Annotated in this window: 24 protein-coding genes and 1 pseudogene; 7 read left to right on the top strand and 18 right to left on the bottom strand. The window is 60.8% G+C overall.

Translation table 11 applies throughout. From position 1 onward, the window contains the following. The first annotated feature begins 69 nt into the window (after nt 1–69). Nucleotides 70–864, top strand: coding sequence for a glutamate racemase (murI, locus tag AB5287_RS01815; protein WP_007053283.1), 795 nt, complete (start codon nt 70–72; stop codon nt 862–864). A 128-nt stretch (nt 865–992) separates the two neighbouring features. Beyond that, nucleotides 993–1838: a patatin family protein gene (locus AB5287_RS01810; RefSeq protein ID WP_013410436.1), complete on the top strand. Its 846-nt coding sequence runs from the start codon at nt 993–995 to the stop codon at nt 1836–1838. 66 nt (nt 1839–1904) lie between these two features. Here AB5287_RS01810 and AB5287_RS01805 read toward each other — a convergent pair whose 3' ends face one another. The 4 genes from AB5287_RS01805 to AB5287_RS01790 all read right to left on the bottom strand — a co-directional run bounded on the left by AB5287_RS01805 (nt 1905) and on the right by AB5287_RS01790 (nt 3897). Further along, nucleotides 1905–2804, bottom strand: a complete 900-nt coding sequence (locus tag AB5287_RS01805) for an SPFH domain-containing protein (protein ID WP_007053281.1) — start codon at nt 2802–2804, stop codon at nt 1905–1907. Between the two features lie 159 nt (nt 2805–2963). Continuing rightward, nucleotides 2964–3233, bottom strand: a complete 270-nt coding sequence (locus AB5287_RS01800) for a PLP-dependent transferase (protein ID WP_007053280.1) — start codon at nt 3231–3233, stop codon at nt 2964–2966. A 165-nt stretch (nt 3234–3398) separates the two neighbouring features. After that, a complete protein-coding gene (locus tag AB5287_RS01795; RefSeq protein ID WP_236717088.1) occupies nt 3399–3653 on the bottom strand; it encodes an NIL domain-containing protein in 255 nt (84 codons plus the stop codon). Between the two features lie 58 nt (nt 3654–3711). Continuing rightward, complete coding sequence (locus AB5287_RS01790) at nt 3712–3897, bottom strand: NADPH:quinone reductase (RefSeq protein ID WP_041080713.1); 186 nt, start codon at nt 3895–3897, stop codon at nt 3712–3714. A gap of 10 nt (nt 3898–3907) precedes the next feature. Here AB5287_RS01790 and AB5287_RS01785 point away from each other — a divergent pair. Beyond that, nucleotides 3908–4227: pseudogene (locus AB5287_RS01785) on the top strand (Rrf2 family transcriptional regulator). Nucleotides 4228–4337: 110 nt separating this feature from the next. Here the strand turns inward: AB5287_RS01785 and AB5287_RS01780 are convergent. The 6 genes from AB5287_RS01780 to AB5287_RS01755 form a co-directional block, all read right to left on the bottom strand. After that, a complete protein-coding gene (locus AB5287_RS01780) occupies nt 4338–4589 on the bottom strand; it encodes a mycoredoxin (RefSeq protein ID WP_007054033.1) in 252 nt (83 codons plus the stop codon). Nucleotides 4590–4832: 243 nt separating this feature from the next. Further along, nucleotides 4833–6071: a PLP-dependent aspartate aminotransferase family protein gene (locus tag AB5287_RS01775; RefSeq protein WP_007053275.1), complete on the bottom strand. Its 1239-nt coding sequence runs from the start codon at nt 6069–6071 to the stop codon at nt 4833–4835. 235 nt (nt 6072–6306) lie between these two features. Beyond that, nucleotides 6307–7209, bottom strand: a complete 903-nt coding sequence (locus AB5287_RS01770; protein ID WP_007056925.1) for a cysteine ABC transporter substrate-binding protein — start codon at nt 7207–7209, stop codon at nt 6307–6309. A gap of 65 nt (nt 7210–7274) precedes the next feature. After that, a complete protein-coding gene (locus AB5287_RS01765) occupies nt 7275–8066 on the bottom strand; it encodes an amino acid ABC transporter ATP-binding protein (protein ID WP_007053273.1) in 792 nt (263 codons plus the stop codon). Continuing rightward, on the bottom strand, nt 8059–8733 hold the full coding sequence (locus AB5287_RS01760) for an amino acid ABC transporter permease (RefSeq protein WP_007058670.1): 675 nt from the start codon (nt 8731–8733) through the stop codon (nt 8059–8061). The genes AB5287_RS01765 and AB5287_RS01760 overlap by 8 nt, the downstream gene beginning before the upstream one ends. Beyond that, entirely contained in the window at nt 8720–9379 is a 660-nt protein-coding gene (locus AB5287_RS01755; protein ID WP_007058318.1) for an amino acid ABC transporter permease, read from the bottom strand. The genes AB5287_RS01760 and AB5287_RS01755 overlap by 14 nt, the downstream gene beginning before the upstream one ends. 227 nt (nt 9380–9606) lie before the next feature. Here AB5287_RS01755 and AB5287_RS01750 point away from each other — a divergent pair, with 227 nt between their 5' ends. Further along, nucleotides 9607–10257, top strand: a complete 651-nt coding sequence (locus tag AB5287_RS01750) for an alpha/beta hydrolase (RefSeq protein ID WP_007053270.1) — start codon at nt 9607–9609, stop codon at nt 10255–10257. A gap of 8 nt (nt 10258–10265) precedes the next feature. Here AB5287_RS01750 and AB5287_RS01745 read toward each other — a convergent pair whose 3' ends face one another. Continuing rightward, nucleotides 10266–12521 (bottom strand): GTP-binding protein, encoded by a 2256-nt coding sequence (locus AB5287_RS01745; protein ID WP_368220451.1) that lies wholly within the window; start codon nt 12519–12521, stop codon nt 10266–10268. 146 nt (nt 12522–12667) lie between these two features. On the opposite strand from AB5287_RS01745, the gene AB5287_RS01740 reads away from it, so the two are divergent. Next, entirely contained in the window at nt 12668–13375 is a 708-nt protein-coding gene (locus AB5287_RS01740; RefSeq protein ID WP_007053268.1) for a PolC-type DNA polymerase III, read from the top strand. A gap of 1 nt (nt 13376) precedes the next feature. On the opposite strand, the gene gmk is transcribed toward AB5287_RS01740, so the two are convergent. From gmk to efp, 6 genes are all read right to left on the bottom strand, one after another. Continuing rightward, entirely contained in the window at nt 13377–13967 is a 591-nt protein-coding gene (gene gmk, locus AB5287_RS01735) for a guanylate kinase (RefSeq protein ID WP_007053267.1), read from the bottom strand. Nucleotides 13968–14146: 179 nt separating this feature from the next. Then, nucleotides 14147–15067, bottom strand: a complete 921-nt coding sequence (gene pyrF, locus AB5287_RS01730; RefSeq protein WP_007053266.1) for an orotidine-5'-phosphate decarboxylase — start codon at nt 15065–15067, stop codon at nt 14147–14149. After that, a complete protein-coding gene (gene carB, locus AB5287_RS01725) occupies nt 15067–18450 on the bottom strand; it encodes a carbamoyl-phosphate synthase large subunit (RefSeq protein ID WP_007056955.1) in 3384 nt (1127 codons plus the stop codon). Before carB ends, pyrF begins: the two co-directional genes overlap by 1 nt. A gap of 1 nt (nt 18451) precedes the next feature. Next, nucleotides 18452–19675, bottom strand: a complete 1224-nt coding sequence (gene carA / locus AB5287_RS01720; protein ID WP_007053264.1) for a glutamine-hydrolyzing carbamoyl-phosphate synthase small subunit — start codon at nt 19673–19675, stop codon at nt 18452–18454. A 190-nt stretch (nt 19676–19865) separates the two neighbouring features. After that, nucleotides 19866–20438: a transcription antitermination factor NusB gene (gene nusB, locus AB5287_RS01715; protein WP_368220446.1), complete on the bottom strand. Its 573-nt coding sequence runs from the start codon at nt 20436–20438 to the stop codon at nt 19866–19868. 54 nt (nt 20439–20492) lie between these two features. Further along, entirely contained in the window at nt 20493–21059 is a 567-nt protein-coding gene (gene efp / locus AB5287_RS01710) for an elongation factor P (RefSeq protein ID WP_007056243.1), read from the bottom strand. Nucleotides 21060–21184: 125 nt separating this feature from the next. Here efp and AB5287_RS01705 point away from each other — a divergent pair, with 125 nt between their 5' ends. Both AB5287_RS01705 and fetB read left to right on the top strand, forming a co-directional pair. After that, complete coding sequence (locus AB5287_RS01705; RefSeq protein WP_007058669.1) at nt 21185–21952, top strand: ATP-binding cassette domain-containing protein; 768 nt, start codon at nt 21185–21187, stop codon at nt 21950–21952. Next, nucleotides 21949–22749 carry an iron export ABC transporter permease subunit FetB gene (gene fetB / locus AB5287_RS01700; protein ID WP_075661989.1) on the top strand — a complete coding sequence of 267 codons (801 nt, stop codon included), beginning with the start codon at nt 21949–21951 and terminating at the stop codon, nt 22747–22749. Before AB5287_RS01705 ends, fetB begins: the two co-directional genes overlap by 4 nt. A 76-nt stretch (nt 22750–22825) precedes the next feature. Here the strand turns inward: fetB and AB5287_RS01695 are convergent, their stop codons facing one another. After that, nucleotides 22826–23533, bottom strand: a complete 708-nt coding sequence (locus AB5287_RS01695; RefSeq protein WP_038426488.1) for a L,D-transpeptidase — start codon at nt 23531–23533, stop codon at nt 22826–22828. Nucleotides 23534–23579: the final 46 nt, after the last annotated feature.

Raw genomic sequence — 23579 nt, 5'->3', positions numbered from 1 at the left:
AAACAATCGGCTTTGTGATCGGTCGCGGCAACATACGGTTGCAGGCATGGCTATAGGGAGGATTCAGGCATGAGCTCTTCGGCTCCAATCGGCGTATTCGATTCGGGTCTTGGCGGTATTTCCGTGGCTCGCCAAATCGCCAAGGATATGCCGGCCGAGCATGTGCTGTATTTTGGTGATTCGGCCAACGCACCGTACGGCATCAAGACGCCTGAACAAGTGAGGGCCCTGAGTTTCGATATTGTCGAACGGTTCGTGCGTCAAGGCGTCAAGGCCGTGGTCATCGCATGCAACACCGCCACTTCCGCCGCGGTGAACGATTTGCGCGAACACTACGATATTCCGATCATCGGCATGGAGCCGGCCCTGAAAGTGGCGTGCGACCGTGGTGACGTGCCTTCCGACCCGCATCATATTCCCCAGAGGGTGATTGTGGCGGCCACTCCCCTGACCTTGCGTGAGCGGAAGTTCGCCAAACTGATGGATCGATTCGATTCCAACAACACGATTTTCAAGGAGCCTTGCCCCGACTTGGTGGAGATCGTGGAATCCGGGCGGCTCGGCGACCATGACCTGGTGATGCGCACGCTGCACGGCTACTTCGACCAGTACGACATGGAGCATATCGACTCGGTGGTGCTGGGCTGCACGCATTTCGTGTTCTACCGCGACTACTTCCGCGAGCTGCTGCCCGAACGGGCTGCTGTCATCGACGGCAATGAGGGTACCGTGCGCCATCTGGGCGTGGTGTTGGAGTCCCTGGGCAAACTGGCACCCGAAGACGCGACCGGCGGCGTGGAGCTCGCCAATTCCGATCCGTCCGAACGGATTGCCGAGTTGTCACGCAAATTGCTGAACGTATGAGCCGTTCTTGGCTCCCCTCTCTGAGGGAAGCCAAGGAAGAACCAGACAAATTCACAGCACACTGCCCATATCGTTGTCCGTGCAGCACGCGTAAGCTCATACCAGATTCAAGTGAACAGGGGGTTGGTATGACAAAGACGGCGATGATTGATGTCGGCGGCGGGTTCCGCGCGATTTTCGGCTGTGGTGTTATGGACCGCATGCTGGAGGACGGCATCGACGTGGATATGTGCTACGGCGTTTCCGCCGGCGCGGCCAATATGACCTCATTCATCGCACGCCAGCACGGCCGCAACCACACCTTCTACACCAAGTACGCCTTCCGCAAGGAGTACGCGAGTGCGGAAAGCTTCTTCAAGAACCACAACTTTGCCAACCTCGACTACATCTACGGCACGCTGAGCAATCACGATGGCGAGAATCCGTTGGATTTCGCGGCGTTCGAGGCCAATGAGACCGGGTTCACCGTGGTGGCCTGCAATGCCGAGGACGGCTCGACCAAGTACTTCGACAAATCGCGCGTGCGTTTTGATGATTTCGACATCATCAAGGCTTCGTCCGCCGTGCCGGTGGCCTGCGAGCCGTATGTGGTGGATGGCGTGCCGTATTTCGATGGCGGCATCGCTGATCCGGTGCCGGTGCAGAAGGCGCTGGAGGACGGCTACGATCGCGTGATTCTGATTCTGTCCCGCTTGCGTAACGAAGTGCGCAAGCAGCAGAAGGATTTGGCTCCGGCCCGCATCCTCGAACGCTCCCACCCCGCCGCGGCCGAGAAGCTGCGCATGCGCTACAAGACCTACAACGACGAACTCGAACTCGCCAAGCATTACGAGGCGGAAGGCAAAGTGCTGATCCTCGCACCCGAAGACCTGTATGGTCTCAACACCCTGAAGAAGAACTTCGAGGGCCTGGAAATGATGTATCGCAAGGGATACGCGGCGGCCGAGGCCATTCCGGCATTCCTTCAGGCATAGCGATAGTGAAGTCCCTCGCTTGGAGGGGCTTCACTATCGATGGATGGGGATTCGCAAACGGGGTGATTACTTCGTCTCGGAAGCGGTGAGCATGGCCTTGGTGACCTGCTCGTAGAGATCCTGATAACCGCCGGGCGTGGAGGCGGGCAGCACCACGGTCTTGGTGTTGTTCGATTCGGACAGCGAGCGCATCACGTCGAGGTACTGGTTGAACAGCACCACGTTGTTCACGTCGTTGATGTTCATGCCCACAGCCTGCAGACTCTTGATCTGGTCGACGATACCGTTGGCGATCTCGCGGCGGTAATTGGCCTGGCCCTCACCCTGCAAGCGAGTCTTCTCCGCATCGGCGGCGGCTTGGGTCTCGATCTGGATACGCTGGGCCTCGGCACGCTGACGGGTGGCTTCCTTTTCACGCTGGGCGGCATTGATGGAGTCCATCGCGTTCTTGACCTGTGGGCTCGGGTCGATGGCGGTGATCAGCGTCTTGACCACGGTGAAGCCGAAACGGCTCATTTCGGCGCCCACGGTCTTCTGCACGTCGAACGCCACATCGTCCTTGCGGGCAAAGGCATCGTCCAAAGACAGTGCGGGGATAGCGGAACGCAGCGCGTCCTCCATGTAGGAGCGCAGCTGACCGGCCGGGTCACGCAGCTCGTAGTAGGCGGTGGCCACATCGTTCGGGTTCACGCGGAACTGGGTGGAGGCCACCACGGTGACGAACACGTTGTCGAGCGTCTTGGTTTCCAGCTGCACGTTAAGCTGGTTGACGCGCATGTTCGTTTTCATGGCGATGCGGTCCACAAACGGAATGCGGATATGGATGCCGGCGAACTGCACCTTAAGGAACTTGCCGAAGCGTTCGATGATGTACGCCTGCTGCTGCGGCACGACGAAGAGTGCGGCAGACAGCAGAACAATGAGTAGCACGATGATAATCAGCGGACCAGCAAAGAATACGGCCATGATGTTTTCCCTTCACCCACGTCGAAACCGCCCTCGGCCTCGACTCGTGATTTCCATCGTATCAGCGTTCAAAACAAAGCGGTAGACATCGTACGCATATGTGTACAACTGTTCACTATGTGTGCATGCTGGCTTCTTATAAAAAAGTGCGGCATCCAATCAGTATGCTGCGGCCATGCCTGAGCCGACAGCCACGGCGCCGATACCGTCCTCCAGCGCGGCAAGCCGCTTTTCCAGTGCATCGACAGTGGGATTGGCCACACGGGAGTACTCGAAGCCGTCGATGTCACCGCCCGCGAGCGCATCGCCGCGCGCCGCGTCACCCAGGTCGAATGCGGCCGAGGCATAGATTGGCGGCACAGCGGCACGGCCGTTATCCAGCGGCTCGTAGCCGGCGTGGATGGCTTGCGTTCGGAAATCAACGCCCATTAATCCTTCTTCCTCATGCCGCTCTATTGTGGCGGGCTCGACTCTATTCCCGAACTTAGCAAGTCATGGTACGCGACACCGGCACATCGGTATCGCAATTGTCAATGCGCGCTTATAAGCAATGGCTATAGAATATCCGCCGAATGCCGGAACACACCAAGCTGCCTAGCCCTCTTTCAGCACCTCGGCCGCAATATTACGCTGCCTCAAATAATTCAAAGCCGCGTCAATCCGTACCGGTTCACCATCGAAAATGGCCACGATGCCCCCTATCGGGGTATCCGCGACGATGTCGATATCTCCAAAGATTATGTTGACATCGATGCCGAACCCTTTAGTAATTTGCGACACCAACGCTTCAGAAACTTCCTTGGACACATATTGCATCCGGACCAATCGTTGACCTTCAGACAATCTCATCAAAAGGGAGTCATGGTTCTCTTTTCATATCTGGCGATAACGCATATCAAATCAGCAATCAGCGCAAAGACGCTCGGTCACTCCATCCGGATAACAACTTTGCCGTTTCGCCTAAGGTGTCGATGACATGGTCAACCGGTGCGTCAAAAAGAGCTTCAGCATAGTTCTCGATGCGATAGTCGAAATAACGATCGGCGCCCAGCGCGCTGCTCTCCGAAAGCACCGGGACGAACGCCGTCAGCATTCGTAACGCCTTGGGAGCGCTCAAACGCGCGGGGCTCATCACAGTGGCACGCGGAACCGGCGGTGCCGAACTTGCCCGCCCCCCAAGGAAATCACTCTGCTCGATATCTATCAGGCAGTGGAATCCACGAACCTCGATGATGTGATCGGCATCCACGAGAGAGGAAATCACACATGCCCCGTGGCTCGGAATATCCACGACGTTCTCAAAGATGCGTATGCTCCAGTGGCCAAAGCCATGTCGGATTCCATGAGGGAAGTTACGCTTGCCAATATGCTTGCCGACTACCGAAATCGCATTGGGGTCAAAGCCCGGCAACTGGAACAGTAGTGGGCACCGAAGCGTAAGCCCCCTACTCTCTGATCCGCATAAACAGATAAGACGTGCGCCATCAAGACCGATCGATGACGCACGCCTTATGCAGCTCAGACCACGGATTCCTAGTCAGCCAGCAGCCCCAGCTCCTGCAGCTTGTTCCTGATATCCACTGCAGAGGGTTCCACTTGGAACGAGCCGTCATCGTACCGCACCACCGGAATGTGCATCTGGCCGCTGATCGCCACGGCACGGTCGGCGGCACCTTCCTCTTCCTCGATGTTGTGCCAAGTGTATGCCGCGCCCAGTTTGTCGAGAGTGTTCTTTGCCTGGCGGCAGTCGCCACACCATGTGGCACCGTAGACGTCGATGGTCATATCGGGTCCTTTCTTTGTTCCGCCGCGCTTGACTTTTACGCGGTGCACTATCAAACCGTATTCATCGTAACGGGGATGCTGTGATATCGCGGTTGGCATAATGCGGGCGGTCCGCTTAACCACCCCAGTCGGCTACGCCGACAGCCCTCTGCCAGCGGAGGCGGAACCAGAGCATAAAAAAGCGGCTCCGGTGTGGCACAACCGACGCCGCTCCCCAGGAGTAGAAAAATAGGCAGAAAAGAATTAGATCAGGCAAACACCCCCCGAAGTCAGCTGTTGGAACACGTCGAAGTCGGCATGCCGATCGATGTAACGGGCGTAAGCGATATCGAACGCCTGGCCGAGATCTTCGATCAGATCGTTGGCGTCCTCGATGCCAACGGCGAGACGCACCAATTCATCGGTGATGCCGATCTTCAGACGCTCCTCGCGAGGCAGTTCGAAATGCGTCATACGACACGGCAGCTCGGCAAGAGACTCCACCGCACCCAACGACACAGCAAGACGGAACAGGTGCAGGTTGTTGAGCACGTCAGCCGGATCAACGCCAGGCACGACCTCGAAGCTCAACACGCCACCGGCCCCCTTGAGACCTTTGGCAGCCAGACGCTGGTCGCCTGCGCCGGGCAGACCCGGGTAATGCACCGCCTTAACCAGCGGATGCACCAGCAGGTAGCGGGCGATGGCATTGGCATTCTCCTGCTGACGATCCATGCGAAGGGCCAGCGTCTGAATGCCGCGGCGCACCGCGTCGCACTCAGCAGGAGCCAACACACCACCCAAACGGTTCTGCGCGAAGTACACGCGGCTCGCCAGATCCTCACCGGAAACGACCACCAGACCGGCGTTCACATCAGAATGACCGGCCAGATACTTGGTGGCGGAGTGAATCACCACATCGGCACCCAAAGCAAGCGGCTTCTGCAGATACGGGGTCACGAACGTGTTATCCACAATCGAAAGCGCCCCGAAACGGTGGGCCACCGTGGAGATGGCGCGCACGTCGTTCACCTTGAGTAGAGGATTGGTCAGGGTTTCAAAGTAGACGGCTTGGGCAGGCACGATGCCGTTCGCGCGGTCGCCCTTGACGGCGGCCTCCAATGCTGCGATGTCCTGAGTGTCGACGGCCTCGACGAGGATTCCCCAGCGAGTGAAGAACTCATTGAGCTGGGAATACGATCCGCCATAAATATTGTCACCGACCACGATGCGGTCGCCGGGCTTGAAAATGCTCAGCACCGCGTGAATCGCCGCGAGACCGGAGGCGAACGCAAAACCACGCGTTCCCTGCTCGAGCTGGGCGATCTGCTGTTCCAGGAAGTCACGTGTGGGATTGCCGCTTCGTGCGTAGTCATAGCGGGGCATCGCGTCAACCTTCTCGAAGGCATATGTCGTTGAGTTGTAGATCGGCGGGTTCACGGCTCCGGTGTTGTTGTCTCCAACCGGCAGTCCGTGGACGAGCTGAGTGTTGAACCTGGTCATTGCGCACCCCCTTAAAGTGTTGCGTCATCTGCGCGAAGCCGTTCCCCGCGCGGCACGATTACGACCTTAACGCAAAACGCCGGCCCGAAGGCCGGCGTTGCTATATGTGTTGGTTATGGACGGGTATAATCAGACCTCTCCGTCCTGCAAGAATGGACGGCCTGACGACCGGCCCAACACACCTCGCCGCTGCCGCGGCTCGGCGTCGCCTACGGACAGTCCACCGGACTGTCCGTCAGACGGCTCCGCCTTCTACCACGATGTCATCGGGGTTGACTTCGTTGCCGTAGACCGGCTCCAGAGTCTCCTGGTAATCCTTGTGGAAGAAGTTGTCTTTGCCGAGCTTGACGATCTCGTCGTTCACGAAGTTCAGCAGTTCGGTGTTGCCCTTCTGCACGGCGGGCGCGATGGTGTCGTCGTCACCAAGGTGGGTGATGCCAACCTTGAAGCCCTTGTTGGACTTGGCCCAGGCGAGCACCTCGGTGTTGTCGGTGGAGAAGGCGTCACCACGGCCGTCCAGCAGCGCGTTGTAGGCATCGGCGTACTGGTCGTACTTCTGCAGCTTGACGTTCGGCGCGTTCTTCTCGAACCAGGTTTCGGCGGTGGTGCCCTTAGCGATGATCAGGGTCTTGCCGTCGAGCTGACTGACATCGGTGATCTGGGCGCTCTCCGGGGAGACCACACCAAGCGCCACCTTCATGTACGGCTTGGCGAAGTCGACCTTCTCCTTGCGCTCATCGGTGACGGTGAAATTGGCGAGCACCAGATCGACCTTGTTGGAGGTGAGCACGTCCACACGGGCAGCCGGGTCAACCGACGTGTATTCCGGCTCCACACCCAGATCCTTGGCCAGCTGTTCGGCGAAGTAGACGTCATAGCCCTGGTACTTGCCGTCCTTGTCCACGTAGCCGAATGGCGCCTTGTCGGAGAAGACGGCAATCTTGATCTTGCCGCTCTTCTTGATCTCGTCGAGGCTGCGGGCCTTGGCATTGGCGCTGGAGCTGGTGCCCGTGTCAGAGGACTTCGCTTCGCTCGGGGTGCCTGCCGACGGACCGCATGCGGCCATGGACGCCGCCATTACCAATGCCGCGCCTGCGGCAATCAGTGCTTTGAATGATTTCCCAACCTTGATACTCATTGGGTTCTCCTTCTCTTGTTGTTATTGATATTTCTTCTCAAATACGTCGATATGGCACAATCGAATCACTCGAATTCGAAGGTGTGCAGGAACTGCTGCGCACGTTCGGTTTGCGGGTGTTCGAAGAACGCCTGCGCATCATACGATTCCTCGACGATGCGCCCGCCGTCCAGCAAGATGATGTGGTCGGCGATGGCTCGCGCGAACTGCATTTCGTGGGTGACGATAAGCATCGTCTGCCCGGACTTGGCCAGTTCGAGCACCACGTCGAGCACTTCACGCACCATTTCGGGGTCGAGAGCCGCCGTAATCTCATCGAGCAGCAGTACTTCCGGGTGCAGAATCAGCGCACGACAAATGGCCACACGCTGGCGCTGACCGCCGGACAATTCGTGCGGCCAAGAGTCCTTGCGATCGGCAAGTCCCACGCGGCCAAGCAACCGGATCGCTTCAGCCTCCACCTCGGACTTATCGCGTTTCTGCACGAGCACCGGCGCCATGGTGATGTTGCCGAGCACCGTTTTGTTCGGGAACAAATCGTAGCTTTGGAACACCATGCCGATACGCGTGCGCAGTTCACTGGACCGGTCGGATCGTCCGGCTCGTTCCGTGCCAGGCTTGCCGGCATCGATCACCTGATCGTTGATGGAAATCGTGCCGCCCTGAATCGGTTCCAGACCGGCGATGGTGCGCAGCAGCGTCGACTTGCCCGAGCCGGAAGGACCCAGCACCACGAGCACCGAACCATGCTCCACCTTGAAGGAGATGTCATCCAGCACCGGCTTGTCGGCATTCGCATACTGTTTGACCAGATGATTCACCTCGAAACCCTTGCAGGTCGTTTCGGGTTCAGTCATTCGACCACCTCTTTTCCAGTCGGCGGGCCACAATGGACAGCGGCCAGCACACGATGAAGTACATAAAGAAAATCACGCCATAAATCCACAAGGTTCCAGTCGGGAACTGGAATCGGTTCGCGTCGATAATCTGATGGCCGACCTTGATGACCTCGACCACACCGAGCAGCACGGCCAATGATGTCGTTTTGACGATACGTGTCGCCAAGTTTACGGATGCCGGCAGCATACGGCGAACAGCCTGCGGCAGAATCACCCGGGAGAAGGTCTGCCACGGGCTCAACCCCAGTACGTAGCTCGATTCGTACTGCACTTTGGGAATCGACTGCAATGCGCCACGCACCAGATCGCCCAGCTCGGCGCCTCCCCACAGGATGAACACCAGCACGCAGGCACCGGTGGCATCGAGATTCCAATCGAACCATCGAGCAAAACCGTAGTAGGCAAGGAACAGCAACGCCAGCTGAGGCATAATGCGGATGAAGTCGAGGTAGATGCGCATCGCGGCCCGGATCACGGGATTCTTCAGCGTCATCAACCAGCCCACCAACAGGCCGACCGGGATGGACGCGCCTACGGATACGCCGGCTATCCACACGGTGACCCACAGGCCTTGCAACAGACGTGGGAATACGCCCGGCTGGAGCAGTATTTCAGCGCCGCTCATAATCGAACCTCCGCTCCAACCATGTGCCGAAGATGGAAATCGGCAGCAGAATCACCAGATAGGCCACGACCAGCATGAACAACGACTCATAGGTGCTGTAATACATGCCGATCAGATCCTTGGCCATGTACATCACGTCGGCGAGCGCAATGGCGGAGACGACGCTCGATTCCTTAAACAGGAAGATCACATTGGCCACTACGCCGGGAATGGCGGTGGACACTGCTTGCGGCAGAATGACTCGGGTGATGGTTTGCGTGGAAGTCAGTCCCAGCACGTACGCGGTTTCGCGCTGCACGTTGGGCACCGCTTCCAATCCGCCGCGCATTGCCTCGGCCATGTAGGAACCGCCCAAGAATCCAAGGCCGACTATCGCGCAGGTTTCGGCGGACCATACTACGCCGAGTTTGGGCAGGCCGAAGTACAGAAAGTACAGCTGTACCAGCAATGGCGTATTGCGGCTGAGTTCGATGTAGATTCTCACGATTTGCCGGGCGACCGGGATACGCGCGATTTCCACGCCAGCGCAGACCAGACCCACCGCGATGGCAAGCAATATGCCAAACACGGATATGAATAAGGTCATCAATGTGCCGTTGACGAAGAAAGGCGCGTAACGCTGCACGAACGACCAATCGAATGTCATTGGGCGCGCTCCTTCCTTTGCTTCTCGTTTCTTCTCCTGCGCATAAACGGTCTTAGCCACCCATGTACGATTTCGGGGGCCGAACATACCTGTCCCCCTGCCGTGTCATCGTAGAGTATCAGAACACGTGGCACGGCCGCTGCGCTATACGCATTACTTATGGGACGTTACTCGATGGGCGAACATCAGGGCATTATTGTCGCCCAAACGGTGGATACACTGAGGCTATGAAGATCACCAAAGCTCTGACCCGTTTGACCGGTCCCGAAACCGCTCCGGTGTTCGTGCTGTTGCACGGCTGGGGTTCCAATGAATACGATTTGCCCGATCTGCTGAACTATTGCGGTGCCGGTTCGGCTGATTATGCCAGTTTGCAGGCACCCATCGCCTATGGCATGGGATATACATGGTTCGGTGCGTGGGCGCATGAAGGTGTGCCGGAGGGCGAATCATTAGACAAGCAGGCGACTGAAGCCGCCCAAGCCATTGATGCATGGGTTGCGGAGCATATTCCCGCCACTCGGCCGGTGGTTGCCATGGGATTCTCGCAGGGCGGCCTCTTGGCCGCGCATCTTTTGCGATGCAATCCGCAACGGTATGCGGCAGCGGTCTCCTGCTCCGGCTGGTTGGCTCCGGGGCCGGTCTCTGGAGACGCCGAGCTGGCTGCGTTGAAGCCGCCGGTGTTCTACGGGCATGGTGCTGCAGACGACATCTTCCCGAAAGCCGATGTGACGGCGATGGGTGAGTTCTGGCACGAGCACGGCACGTTGACCGAACAAGTGTATCCGGGCATGGCCCATTCCATTAATATGCCGGAAATGCGCGATATTCAACGGTTCTTGGAGACCAACGGATTCATTCGGCCGCAGATTTGGTAGTCACCACCTCACATGGCGTAGTCTACGTGGGCGAATTCAGGGACCTTATACCATTTGACGGGGTAGCCGGCACCGTGGGCGCAGAAGACCGAGTCGGGGGTGTTGTCCAGATCTGCTTCGGGATCGTAAGCGGCGGCTGCGATGATCTGTTCGGCGTCATGGCATGGCTTGTATCCGCCGAAGGTGGCGGAGAAACGGCCATGGCCGTGCGTGTACTGGTTCACGTCCATCGCATAGTCGCGCATCTCGGACACCGGCGCCTCGCCTTCGATCACGGCGTATTCGCTATCGGTGACCGGGGATTCGAAGGTGCCGGCCATGCGCTGGATGTCGCTCATGGCACGGCCGATCATGTCTGCTGGCACTTCGAGCCGGAACCGGTACCACGGTTCCAGCAGTCGGCAGTTGCCCTCCCCTGCGGTGTCCGGACGGCTCTCGACCGGCGTCTCGGGCCGGCCACTGACTCCAGCTCTGGCTTCCATAAGCCCCTGACGAATCGCACGATAGGTGGCTTGGCGGAAGTCGCCGCCTTCGGTATGCTTCAGATGCGCGCGGCCAGCCACCAAAGTCATCTTGATATCGGTGAGCGGCGCGCCAACGAGCACACCGAGATGCTCACGCTCGGTCAGATGGGTCAGAATCAGCCGTTGCCAATTGCGGTCCAAATCGTTTTCGGACAGGGCCGAGGCCACAGTGACTCCGCTGCCCGGCTCCCCTGGTTCCAGCAGGATATGTGCTTCGGCATAATGACGGAGCGGCTCGAAATGACCTGCGCCTTCGATTGGCGCAGTGATGGTCTCACGGTACAGGATGGAGCCGGGGCCAAACGACACATCCAGACCGAACCGGTCGTGCAGGGTCTGCTGGATGATCTCCAGCTGGACTGCGCCCATCAATTGCACATGAATCTCGGCCAGCCGTTCCACCCACACCACATGCAACAACGGGTCTTCGTCTTCCAGCTCACGCAATGCGGTGATGACCTTATGCAAGGTCAGATCATCGAACTGGGGACGGGCCGGCGAGCTATTGTCCGCCGCGGTCTGGCGAGCGGTGTCGTTCTCCTCATTGCGGCCGGTTCCCGACTTGGCGGCATCATGCTCGGCATCGTCCTGATTCACGCTGTTATGGCCGGCGCCACCGCGTTTGGCCGCTCCCGAGGTGCCGGCCGTATCGGATTCCGCTCCGGCGGGCAACACCGTGTAGGTCAACACGGGTTGCAGCGACGGTGATTCGGCGTCCGGTTCCGCTCCCAGCCCTTCGCCGGGGAAGGTCCGCGTCAGTCCGGTCACCGCACACACCGATCCGGCAGGTATCTCGGTGACCGTCTCGAATTTGGCGCCATTGTAGACGCGCACCTGATCGACTTTCTCGGACCATACCGTGCCATCATCCCCCTGTACCGGCGACGGTGCTGTCGACGCCGCGGCGCACGAGGATGAAGAGACGATCTCCTTGGCTTTGAGCGCACCGCCGGTGACGCGCAGCCACGTCATACGGTTGTGCTGGCCGTCGTGGGCGATTTTGAACACGCGTGCGGCGAAGGCGGCCGGCCATTCACGTTCGCGGGTGAACGTCTCCAGCCCGTCCAGGAATTCCTCGACTCCTTCGAGTTTCAATGCCGAGCCGAAATATACGGGGAACAGCTCGCGCACGGCGATCATCGATCGCAATCTGTCCACGGACAGCGCGCCATGTTCCAGATAGTCGTTCATCGCCTCCTCGTCCAGGGTGGCGATATCCTCGGCAAGCGCGTCCAACGGTACCGCGCTGCCCTCAGTGGACTGCTCCATTGCCGGCAGCGGATATATCGCATCGCTCAGGCGTTTGCGCAACTGTGCCAGAATGGCCTCGCGGTCGAATCCGGCGGCGTCGCACTTGTTGACGAAGATGAACGTCGGCACACCGTATCTGGCCAGCAGACGCCACAGTGTCTCGGTATGGCCTTGCACGCCATCCGTGCCGGAGACCACAAGAATCGCGTAATCAAGCACACGCAGCACCCGTTCGGTTTCGGCTGCGAAGTCCACGTGCCCCGGCGTATCCAGCAGGGTCAGTCGCAGGTCGCCGTGTTCAACCAACGCTTGGTGCGCGAAGATCGTGATGCCTCGCGCCTTCTCCAAGGAATTGGTGTCCAGAAACGCATCGCCGTGATCTACTCGCCCCAATTTGCGGATCTCACCGGTACGGTAGAGCAGCGCCTCGGACAGCGTGGTCTTGCCCGCGTCCACATGCGCCACGATGCCTGCCACTATCTGTTTCATCAGCTGTGCTCCCTTCCCGATGCGCCGCGCAATTGCCGGCCGCCTAACCAATATATCCGAGAAAAACCGGGAGGGAATAATTTTACCGTCAGACCGGGATGCCGGTACAATAAGTCACCGAACACCGACTGATATGAGGAGCCTCCGTGACCACTTCCGGCATTACCGTTTTCGGCCAACCATCCCAGCCCAATCATGGTGCCGGCGGGCGAATCGCCATGGACGATGCCGTCTTCCCCACCGATTATGTGGCGCTGGATTTGGAGACCACCGGCTTTTACCCGAACAGTTGCGCCATCACGGAAATCGGTGCCGTGCGCGTGCGGGAGGGGCATATCGTCGATCAATTCCAGCAGCTGGTGAATCCCTTGCGGCCGATTCCGCGTCAGATCACTACGCTGACCGGCATCACCGATGCGATGGTGGCCGACCTCGATCCGATTGACGAGGTGCTTCCCCGATTCATCGCATGGCTCGCTACCCCGGCTGCCGGTCCCGCCGTCGAGCCGATTGTCGGCCATAACGTCAGCTTCGATCTGCGATTCCTGGATTACAACACCCGGCATATCGCCGGCTGCGGCTTTGCCTGCGCGGATTATGACACGATGCAGATCAGCCGCGCCCTGTTCCCCGCGCAGCGGCATCACCGTCTGGCCGACCTGATCGTACGCTTCGGCATCGCGGACAATGAGGAGCACCGCGCATTAAGCGATGCCATCCAAACCCAGCAGTGCTTCGAATGGATGCGGCATTATGTCACCGAGCATCACGAATCCGAAGCGATCCGCTGGAAGCAGGCGCCGGCCAAAAACAGCGCCGAAATCCTCCACCAGCAGTTGGTGGTAAAGCGGTAGTTTACAGCCCGTATTCCTTGGCGATGACGGACCAGAGGTCGGCAGCGGCCTGATCAACGGTTTCGTTGACGATGGTGACGTCGAATTCGCTTTCGGCGGCGAGCTCCACCTTGGCGGTCTCCAAGCGACGGGCCTGCTGTTCGGCGGTTTCGGTGCCGCGGCCGATCAGGCGGCGCTCGAGCTCTTCGAAGCTTGGCGGCGCGATGAACACGTACACCACTTCGAGGTCGAGCTCGGCGGCGCGCTGCTTGACGCGGCGGGCACCCTGCAGGTCGATTTCCAGAATCGTGGGCACACCGGCGGCCAGATGTTCCTCCACAGGCTTGAGCAATGTACCGTAGTGGGCCATGCCGTGCACCACGGCGGTTTCCAGGAACTCACCGGCCGCTTCGCGGGCCAGGAACTCGTCTTCAGTAAGGAACCAATAGTTGACGCCATCAACCTCGCCCGGGCGCGGAGCGCGTGTGGTGGCGGAGACGGACACCCACACTTCGGGGTGGTCGGCGCGCAGCTTGGCTTCCACGGTGCCCTTACCTACTGCGGTGGGGCCAGTCAGGACGATTAGACGGCCAGCATGGGTGTTTTCAGTCATGGGTTCCTCCGGAGATGATGTGGTGTGCAGCGATTATGAATCCAATGTGGTAACGGCTCACCGGCGAGATGACCGGTAACTGCTACAGCCCCGACGAACAGGGAAGAATATGAATCGTGATGCGACGTACGCGATGAGATAGACACGTACGCATGCCGCGACATCTGATTCCGTTCTGATTACTGGTTTTCCGAGCCTTCGACAGTGGCTTCCATCAGCGCCTGACGTACGTCAAGCGCAATCGACTCGGTGGCTTGGCTCAGTGCGGCGATATCCGGCCCATGCGAGGCGATAAAGCGGGACACGGTGACCAGCACGTTGCCGCGCGTACCGCGGAACACGGTTTTCAGATCCTTGGCCTCGGCACCCTGCCAACCGTAACCGGGGGAAAGAATCGGACCGGTGAACTTGGAGGGGTCCACGCCGGAATCCTGCATCCATTGGCCGATGGTGGCACCGATAATCAGACCAACCGAGCCCATGCCTTCGATATCCACGTTATGCTTCTGCGCGGTGGAGGCGATGCCGTAGGCCACGGTACGTCCCTTGTAATCGCCGCTCTGGCGCAACGCGGTCTGCAGACTCATGCCTTCCGGGTTGGAGGTCAGGGAGGCGATGAACACGCCGCGTCCGTTTTCCAGCGCTTCGGTAATCAGGCCGTTCAACGAACGCGCGCCATAGTACGGCAGCAGCGTGATGGCGTCGGCCAGCAACGGTGCACCGGGCTTGAAATAGGCGTCTGCGATGGCGGAAATCGTGGTGGACAGGCCGCCGCGCAGGCAATCGACGATGGTGATGACGCCCATTTGTCGTGCCGCGTAGAGCACGCGCTCGAGCGCTTCGAAACCTTTGGCTCCGTAGCGCTCGAACATCGGCGTCTGGAATTTGACTGCTGCGGCGCGCCCGTTGGCGGCCTGCAGCATACGCATGGAGAAGAGTTCGGCGCCTTCGGCGTCGACGTTGTATCCCCAGTCGGTGAGGAGCTTGCGATGCGGGTCAATGCCCACACACAGCGGCCCGTATTTGGCCATTGAATTGCTTAATCGCAGACCGAAATCCGAACGTTGTGCCTGCAATTCCTCACTGCTGAGTGTAGTCATCAGAACTCCCGTCGCTCCAATTCGAACAGCTGCTTCGAATGCTCCTGAATGCTCATGATCTGATAATCATTATGCTTCACGGCCTCGATAGCGAGCAGTGCGGCCTGGAACTCGGTGATGGTGGTGAACTGCGGCAGATCGGCGGCAATGGCGGCGGCACGGATGGAGTAGCCGTCGGAACGGGAGCCGCGCGAGTTCGGCGTGTTGAGGATCATGTCGATCTTGCCTTCCTCGATGAGCTGAACCACGTTCTTGCCCACGGATCCGGCAGCGTGATGCACCTCGACCGGGGCTTCCGGATCGGTGTCCACGCGGGTGCTGATCTTGTCCACGATGTTCGACTCGATGCCGTAACGGCGAAGCACGGAGGCGGTGCCCTCGGTGGCCCAGAGCTTGAATCCAAGCTCCTCGAGACGAACGGCGATCAACGGCAGCTGACGCTTGTCGGTGTCGTTCACGGAGATGAACACGTTGCCGTGGGTCGGCAGGCCACCGTCGTAGGCGGCGAGCTGGCTCTTGGCGAAGGCGTGCGGGAAGTCACGGTCGAAGCCCATGACCTCACCGGTGGAACGCATCTCAGGTCCGAGCAGGATGTCGACGGTCTTGCCCACCGGGGTGCGGAAGCGCTTGAACGGCAGCACGGATTCCTTAACCGCGACCTGCTGGCCGGGGTGGATGTCGCCGCCGTCGCCCTTAGGCAGCAGCAGACCGTTGGCACGCTGATCGGCGATGGTTTCGCCGGCCATGATGCGGGCAGCAGCCTTGGCCAGTGCCACGCCGGTGGCCTTGGAGGCGAACGGCACGGTACGGGAGGCGCGCGGGTTGGCTTCGATCACGTACAGCGTGTTGGCCATGAAGGCGTACTGCACGTTGATCAGGCCCTGCACATGGCAGCCCTTGGCGATGGCGTAGGTGCCTTCACGCAGGCGACGAATCTGGTCGTCGGACAGGGTGGACGGAGGCAGGGTGCAGGCGGCGTCGCCGGAGTGGACACCGGCCTCCTCGACGTGCTCCATAATGCCGCCGATGTATAGTTCCTCGCCGTCGAACAGTGCGTCGACATCGATTTCGATGGCGTCTTGCAGGAACTTGTCGATGAGCAGCGGGGAGGGCAGGCGGCCGGAGACCACGGTATCGGCCTTGGCCTCGGCAAGTGCGCGGTCCACGTACTTGTTGAGCTGCTTGTCATCGTAGACGATTTCCATGCCACGACCGCCGAGCACGTAGCTCGGGCGCACGAGCACCGGGTAACCGATGCGGTGGGCGGCTTCCTTGGCCTCTTCGAGGCTCAGGGCGGTGCCGTAACGCGGGGCGTTCATCTCCGCCTTCTTGAGTACTTCGCCGAACAGCTCACGGTTCTCGGCCAAGTCGATGGATTCCGGGGTGGTGCCGAGAATCGGCACGCCGGCAGCCTTCAGACGCGCGGCCAGGGACAGCGGGGTCTGGCCGCCGAGCTGGACGATGACGCCCTTGACCGGGCCCATCTTCTTCTCGGCCTCGTAGATCTCGAGCACGTCTTCGAAGGTGAGCGGCTCGAAGTAGAGGCGGTCGGACATGTCGTAATCGGTGGACACGGTCTCCGGGTTGCAGTTGACCATGATGGTGTCATAGTCCTTGCCAAGCTCCTGCACGGCGTGCACGCACGTGTAGTCGAACTCGATGCCCTGACCGATGCGGTTCGGGCCGGAGCCGAGGATGATCACAGCCTCGCGTTCGCGCGGGCGCAGCTCGGTTTCGTCGGCGTAGCAGCTGTAGTAGTACGGCGTGGCGGCGTCGAACTCGGCGGCGCAGGTGTCGACGGTCTTGTAGACCGGGCGCAGACCGTAGGTCCAGCGCAGTTCGCGGATGGTGTTCTCGCCTTCATCGCCCAAACCACGCAGGTGGGCCACCTGCACGTCGGACAGACCGGCGAGCTTGGCCTTCTTGAGCAGCCTCGGGGTGAGGGTTTCGGCCTCGCGCACCGTCATGGCGGTCTCATTGATGAGGAAGATCTGCTTCAGGAACCACGGGTCGATCTTGGTGGCCGCGAACACCTGCTCCAGCGTGGCACCGCCCCAGATGGCGCGCATGAGCTGCAGGTAACGGTGTTCGGTCGGGGTGTGGATGGCCTCAAGCAGTTCGGCCACTTCTTCGGCGGACGGCTTCTCGCCATCCCAATTGAAGCCCATGTGGCGCTTGTCGATGGAGCGCATGGCCTTGCCGAGGGACTCCTGGAAGTTGCCGGCCAGGGCCATGGCCTCGCCCACGGACTTCATGGAGGTGGTCAGGGTGGGGTCGGCGCCCGGGAACTTCTCGAAAGCGAAGCGCGGCACCTTGGTGACCACGTAGTCGATGGTCGGCTCGAAGGAGGCCGGCGTGGACTGGGTGATGTCGTTGCGAATCTCGTCGAGCGTGTAGCCGAGGGCCAGCTTGGTGGCGATCTTGGCGATCGGGAAGCCGGTGGCCTTGGAGGCCAGTGCGGAGGAACGGGAGACGCGCGGGTTCATCTCGATGACGATGATGCGGCCGGTGTCCGGATGAACAGCGAACTGGATGTTGCAGCCGCCGGTGTCCACGCCCACGCCACGGATGATGGCGATGCCGATGTCACGCAGCTTCTGGTATTCGCGGTCGGTCAGGGTGAAGCAGGGGGCCACGGTGATGGAGTCACCGGTGTGCACGCCGACCGGGTCGACGTTCTCGATCGGGCAGACGACCACGACGTTGTCGTTGCGGTCGCGCATGAGCTCGAGCTCGAATTCCTTCCAACCCTCGATGCCCTCTTCGATCAGGACTTCGTCGGTGGGCGAGTAATGGATGCCGGCGCCGGCGATGCGGTGCAGCTCCTCCTCGTTGTGGGCGATGCCGGAGCCCAGGCCGCCCATGGTGAAGCTCGGGCGCACGACCAGCGGGTAGCCGAACTTCTCGGCGATCTTGTCGACTTCCTCGATGCTGTGGGCGATGTCGGAGCGGGCGGATTCGGCGCCGGCCTCGTCAACGACCTTCTTGAACAGTTCACGGTCCTCGCCACGGTCGATGGCTTCCAGGGAAGCACCGATCAGTTCGACGTTGTACTTCTCCAGGACGCCGGCCTCGCCCAGCGCCATGGCGGCGTTGAGTGCGGTCTGGCCGCCCAAGGTGGGCAGGAGCGCGTCGGGGCGTTCCTTGGCGATGATCTGCTCGAGGATCGGGGTGGCGATCGGCTCGATGTAGGTGGCGTCAGCCATCTCCGGGTCGGTCATGATGGTGGCCGGGTTGGAGTTGACGAGGATGACGCGGATGCCTTCCTCACGAAGGACGCGGCATGCCTGGGTGCCCGAGTAATCGAACTCCGCAGCCTGACCGATCACGATCGGGCCGGAGCCGATGACCATCACGGATTTGATGTCGGTGCGCTTCGGCATATCACTTACCTTCCTTGGAGTTGTTCTTCATAAGTTCGCAGAAACGGTCGAACAGGTAGGCCGCATCGTGCGGGCCTGCTGCGGCCTCCGGGTGGTACTGCACGGAGAATGCGGGGATGTCCACGCACTGCAGGCCTTCGACCACGTCGTCGTTCAGATCGATGTGGGAGACAAACACCTTGCCGTACTTGCCGTTTTCAAACGGCGCGTCGACCTGCTTGCCGATCGGGGCGTCGACCGCGAAGCCGTGGTTGTGGGCGGTGACCTCGACCTTGCCGGTGGTCAGATCCTTGACCGGCTGGTTGATGCCGCGGTGGCCGAACTTGAGCTTGTAGGTGCCGAAGCCGAGTGCGCGGCCGAGCAGCTGGTTGCCAAAGCAGATGCCGAAGAACGGGTAGCCGGCGTCAAGTACCTGGCGCAGCAGCTCGATTTCGGGACCGGCCTGTTCCGGGTCGCCCGGACCGTTGGAGAAGAAGACGCCGTCCGGGTTCAGGTTCTCGATTTCGGCGAAGGTGATGGTGGAGGGCACCACGTGCACGCGGCAGCCGCGTTCGGCCATGCGGTGCGGGGTCATGCCCTTGATACCGAGGTCCACAGCGGCCACGGTGTACAGCGGCTCCTTGCCTTCGTACTCGCCGCACGGTTCGATGGTGTAGGTCTCCTTGGTGGACACCTCGTCGTACAGGCTCAGACCCTGCATCTGCGGGGTGTTCTTGACGTCTTCGAGCAGCTGCTCGATGGTCTTGAGCGCGCCGGTGGCCTGATCGGTCAGGGCGTCGCCGGAGAAGATGCCGGCGCGCATCACGCCTGCGGAACGCAGGTGGCGCACCAGCTTGCGGGTGTCGATGTGGCTCAGGCCGACGATGCCGTTCTTGGCGAGGTCGTCGTCCAGGCTGCCTTCGGCACGCCAGTTGCTCACGTTCGGAGAGGGATCACGCACAATGTATCCGGCAACCCAGATGCGGGAGGACTCAGGGTCTTCGCTGTTGACGCCGGTATCGCCGATGTGCGGGAACGTCTGCACAACGATCTGGCGATCGTAGCTCGGATCGGTGAGCGTCTCCTGGTATCCGGTCATACCGGTGGCGAAGACGATCTCACCGGTCGTCTCGCCGAGGGCGCCGTATGGCTCCCCCACATATACCTGTCCGTCTTCCAAAACGAGGACTGCATCGTCCTTGTCATACATCGGAATTGCGATGGTCCCGGACTCGTTCTGGCTCACCAAAACCCCCTTATGTTTTTCGGGTATTCGTACCAAGGTTAACGGCCAGCGCAGACTCACACGCCGTTGGACGCAAAGTCTCACCCCCGCTGGCGGGGCTGTCGGCAAGGTGCCGACTTGAGAATGTACGGCGGCACAAGTGTCCGCCCATGAAAAAGCCTCCCGAATGGGGAGGCTGAACAACAAATGACTAATCGACCGTCGGCTGAATCTCAGCGGACAGGGCAGCAGGCTCGTCGGATGCACCGGACGAATCGGGCGAATCGGAAACATCGCCCTCATCGGTCGGCTCGGATGCGGCGGCAGCGGAATCGGACGATTCCTCATCGGCCTCTTCTGCCACGGACTCCGGTGCCGGTGCTGCGTTCTTGGCGGTGCACACCGCAGACAGCAGGCCATGGATGAAAGCGGGCGAATCGTCATCGCACAGGGTCTTGGCCAATGCCAGAGCCTCGTCGATGGCGACCTTGTCCGGCACATCATCGGTGAACAGAATCTCCCAAGCGGCGATACGCAGAATGTTGCGATCGACCACGCCCATACGGCGGACCTTCCAACCCGTGGAGTGTTCGTCCAGGGTCATGTCGATCTGACGACGGTGCTCGGCCACGCCCTTGACGATTTCAATGGCATAGTCGGGAAGCGGGGTCTGGGCACCGGGATGTGCGATGCGCTCGTCAAGCAGGGAGAGGATATCCTGGCTTTTTTCGTCGGCTTCGTACAGGGTGTTCAGAGCCCTTTTGCGCGCGGTGGAACGTGCCATACTGCTGCTGTCCTAGTCCTTTATACGGTCGGTCGTCTGTTGAGGATGCGGAGATCAGTTGTTCTCGCGGCCGGTGTAGGAACCGTCCTCGGTGTTGATCTTGACGCGGTCGCCCTCATTGATGAACAGCGGGACCTGAATCTCGGCTCCGGTCTCAACGGTGGCCGGCTTGGTGCCGGCGTTGGAGCGGTTGCCCTGCAGGCCCGGCTCGGTGTGGGTGATGGTCAGGACCACGGAGCCCGGCAGATCGACGCTCAGCGGGGTGCCGTCGTGGAAGGAGACTAGGCAGTCAGTGCCTTCGAGCAAGAACTTGGCCTTGTCGCCCACGAGGGTCTTCGGAACCATGATCTGATCGTAGGTGGTCATGTCCATGAACACGAAGTTGTCACCGTCCTCGTAGGAGTACTGGAGAGTGCGGTTGTCCACGGTCTCGAATTCCATCTTCATGCCCGCGTTGAAGGTCTTGTCGACGATCTTGCCGGAGAGCACGTTCTTGATGGTGGTGCGCACGAAGGCGGGGCCCTTGCCCGGCTTGACGTGCTGGAACTTCATGACGGTCCACAGCTGCCCGTCGAGGTTCAGGACGGATCCGTTCTTGATGTCGTTAGTAGTCTGTGCCACGTTATTCACCTATTTCAAATTCAAACTAGCTTAGGCAAAGCCCAAAAATTGCCTCGGCTATTATGCCACACCGGGTATACAGGAAGTGAACGCTGGGGTTTCCCATGTGCCCCCGGCTAGACTGGATGAATATGCGATCCTTCTTCGAAGCCATATCCGTGTCCTGCGTCATCCCCGCGCAATCGCCGGCGGACGACGAACGCACGGTGTTCGAGAACCTGTCCTTTGCTGTGGAGCGCGGCGAGATCGTCGATCTGGTGGGACCGTCCGGCTCCGGCAAGTCGAGTCTGTTGACCGCGTGCGCCCGGCTCAACCCGCATGCGCACGGCACGTTCGCCCTTGAAGGCAAGGGCAGCGGCGAGTTCACGCCGCAGCAGTGGCGGCGGGATGTCGCCTACCTGCCGCAGAAGCCGATTCTGACGGGCAAGAACGTGGCCGAGGCGATCCGCCTGCCCTGGACGCTCGCGATTCGCGGCAAGGGCGGCAAGGCCGAGCAGCTGCTGCCCGACGAGCGCATCCGCACGACGTTGGACGCGATGGGCTGCGAGGACATCGATCTGGAGCGCGCCCCGCACGACCTGTCCGGCGGGCAGACGGCCCGCGTGGCCCTGGCCCGCACACTGCTCACCGACCCGAAGGTGCTGCTGGCCGACGAGGTAGATGCCGGTCTCGACGACGACAACGCGGCCAAGGTGGCTACGATCATGGCGGATGCCGCCACACGCGGCATGGCGATCATCCGCATCCGCCACCGCCCGCCGGACGGACGGGCCACCCGCACGCTGACGCTGGACAAGGGGCGGCTGACCGAACGCGAGATGACGGATTCGGCGGCGCAGGACGCGAACGCGGTGCCTGCCGGCGCCGATGAAAATGAGGAGACGCAGGCATGAGCGGCGATCTGGGCAATTCCTACAACATCGATATCTGGGGTCTGCTCATCGCGCTGGGCATGGTGGCCGTGGCGGCCATCATCAGCGAACTCATGCATATGGGCATCGGCAGAACCCTGATGTGGTCGGCATGCCGCGCCCTCGTGCAGCTGTGCGCCATGGGATTCATCATCAGCTATGTGATTCGTTCGAACAGCGTGTGGATGGTGTTCGCCCTGATGGCGGTCATGCTGGTGACGGCCGTGCAGATCGTGATGTCCCGCGCACGCGGCATCCCCAAGGGCCTTGCCGGGCCGATCTTCCTGAGCCTGGTCATCACCATGCTGCTGATGCTGGCGCTGGTCACCGAGCTCATCGTGCGCCCGCACCCGTGGTACGCGCCCCAGCTGGTGGTGCCGCTGACCGGCATGCTGCTGGGCAACACCGTAACCGCCTTGGCGGTGGGATTGAGCCGTTTCTACGAGAGCATGGAGGAGCGGCGTGACGAGGTGGATATGATGCTGGCGCTGGGAGCGACCCCGTGGGAGTCGGCCCGCCCGTCCATCGTCTCGTCGATTCGCCTGGGCCTGCTGCCCACCACCGCCTCGCTGGCGTCCAGCGGCATCGTGACGATCCCGGGCATGATGGCCGGTCAGGTGATCGCCGGCGGCGACCCGCTCAACGCCGCCAAGTACCAGTTCGTGGTCCTCGACGCCATCGCCGCGCTGACCCTGCTGGCCGACGGCCTGATCATGGTCATGATCTACCGCACCTGCTTCACCGCCGACGACCAATACCGCCCGCCCGAAGCGCGCTAATCAGCTAAGCTCCCTCTGATAAGCTCCCTCTGACGAGGGAGCTGTCGAACGCAACGAGACTGAGCGAGAGACCACCCTACGCGATGGTGACCAGCGTGCCGTCCGGCACCTGGTCATAGAACCATTGCGCGTCGGCCACAGTCAGGCGCACGCAGCCGTGCGAGGCGGGCTGGCCGAGTTTGGCACCCTCCTCCGGCAGATAGTCGCCGAAGGCCTCGCCGGTCGGCACCGAGTGGAACAGGTACGAACCGTAGAACTGCACCCAATAGTCGGCGCCCATGCCTTCTTCGGCATTGTAGAAGTGTTCGCCGCGCGTATCGATGGTGTACGAGCCGTGCGGGGTGGCGTCGTCGACGCCGGTACTGGCGATCATCGTATAAATGGTCTGGCCACCGGACTTGACGTACACCCGTTGTTTGGCGAGACTGACCTCCACGCTCAGGTCGGAGTACTGGGATAGGTCGGGCTGTTTGCCGGTCGGCCCCTTCCAGTCCACGCTTTGCGCGGCTTTGTCATCGCCGTTCTGCGTGTTCTGCGTCTTCCGCGACCCGCCCTGTTTGCCGCTATCGGGAACCTGCTTGCGGGTAACGGCCGTGGGCTCGTTCGCCGCTGCGGTTGCGGCGGCGGATGCGGTGTCGGCTCGCGGCCAGCTGCGCTGCGCCGCCGCGGTCTCGACTCCGGCGCCGATCAGGCAGAACAGGATACAGCAGGCGACCACTCCGCGCCGAATCGCGTAGACCCGATCGCGACTCCAATTCACGTTCAACGTCGGCAGCCTCACCATATGCCTCTTCTCACCACAAAGACCATTCGGGTCGATTGTAAACAGG

The organism is Bifidobacterium sp. RTP21102st3_E2_RTP21102_210122 (assembly GCF_040916945.1).
Taxonomy (GTDB): domain Bacteria; phylum Actinomycetota; class Actinomycetes; order Actinomycetales; family Bifidobacteriaceae; genus Bifidobacterium; species Bifidobacterium longum.
The sequence above is the reverse complement of the archived record's forward strand: the minus strand, read 5'-3'. Positions and strand labels throughout refer to the sequence as shown.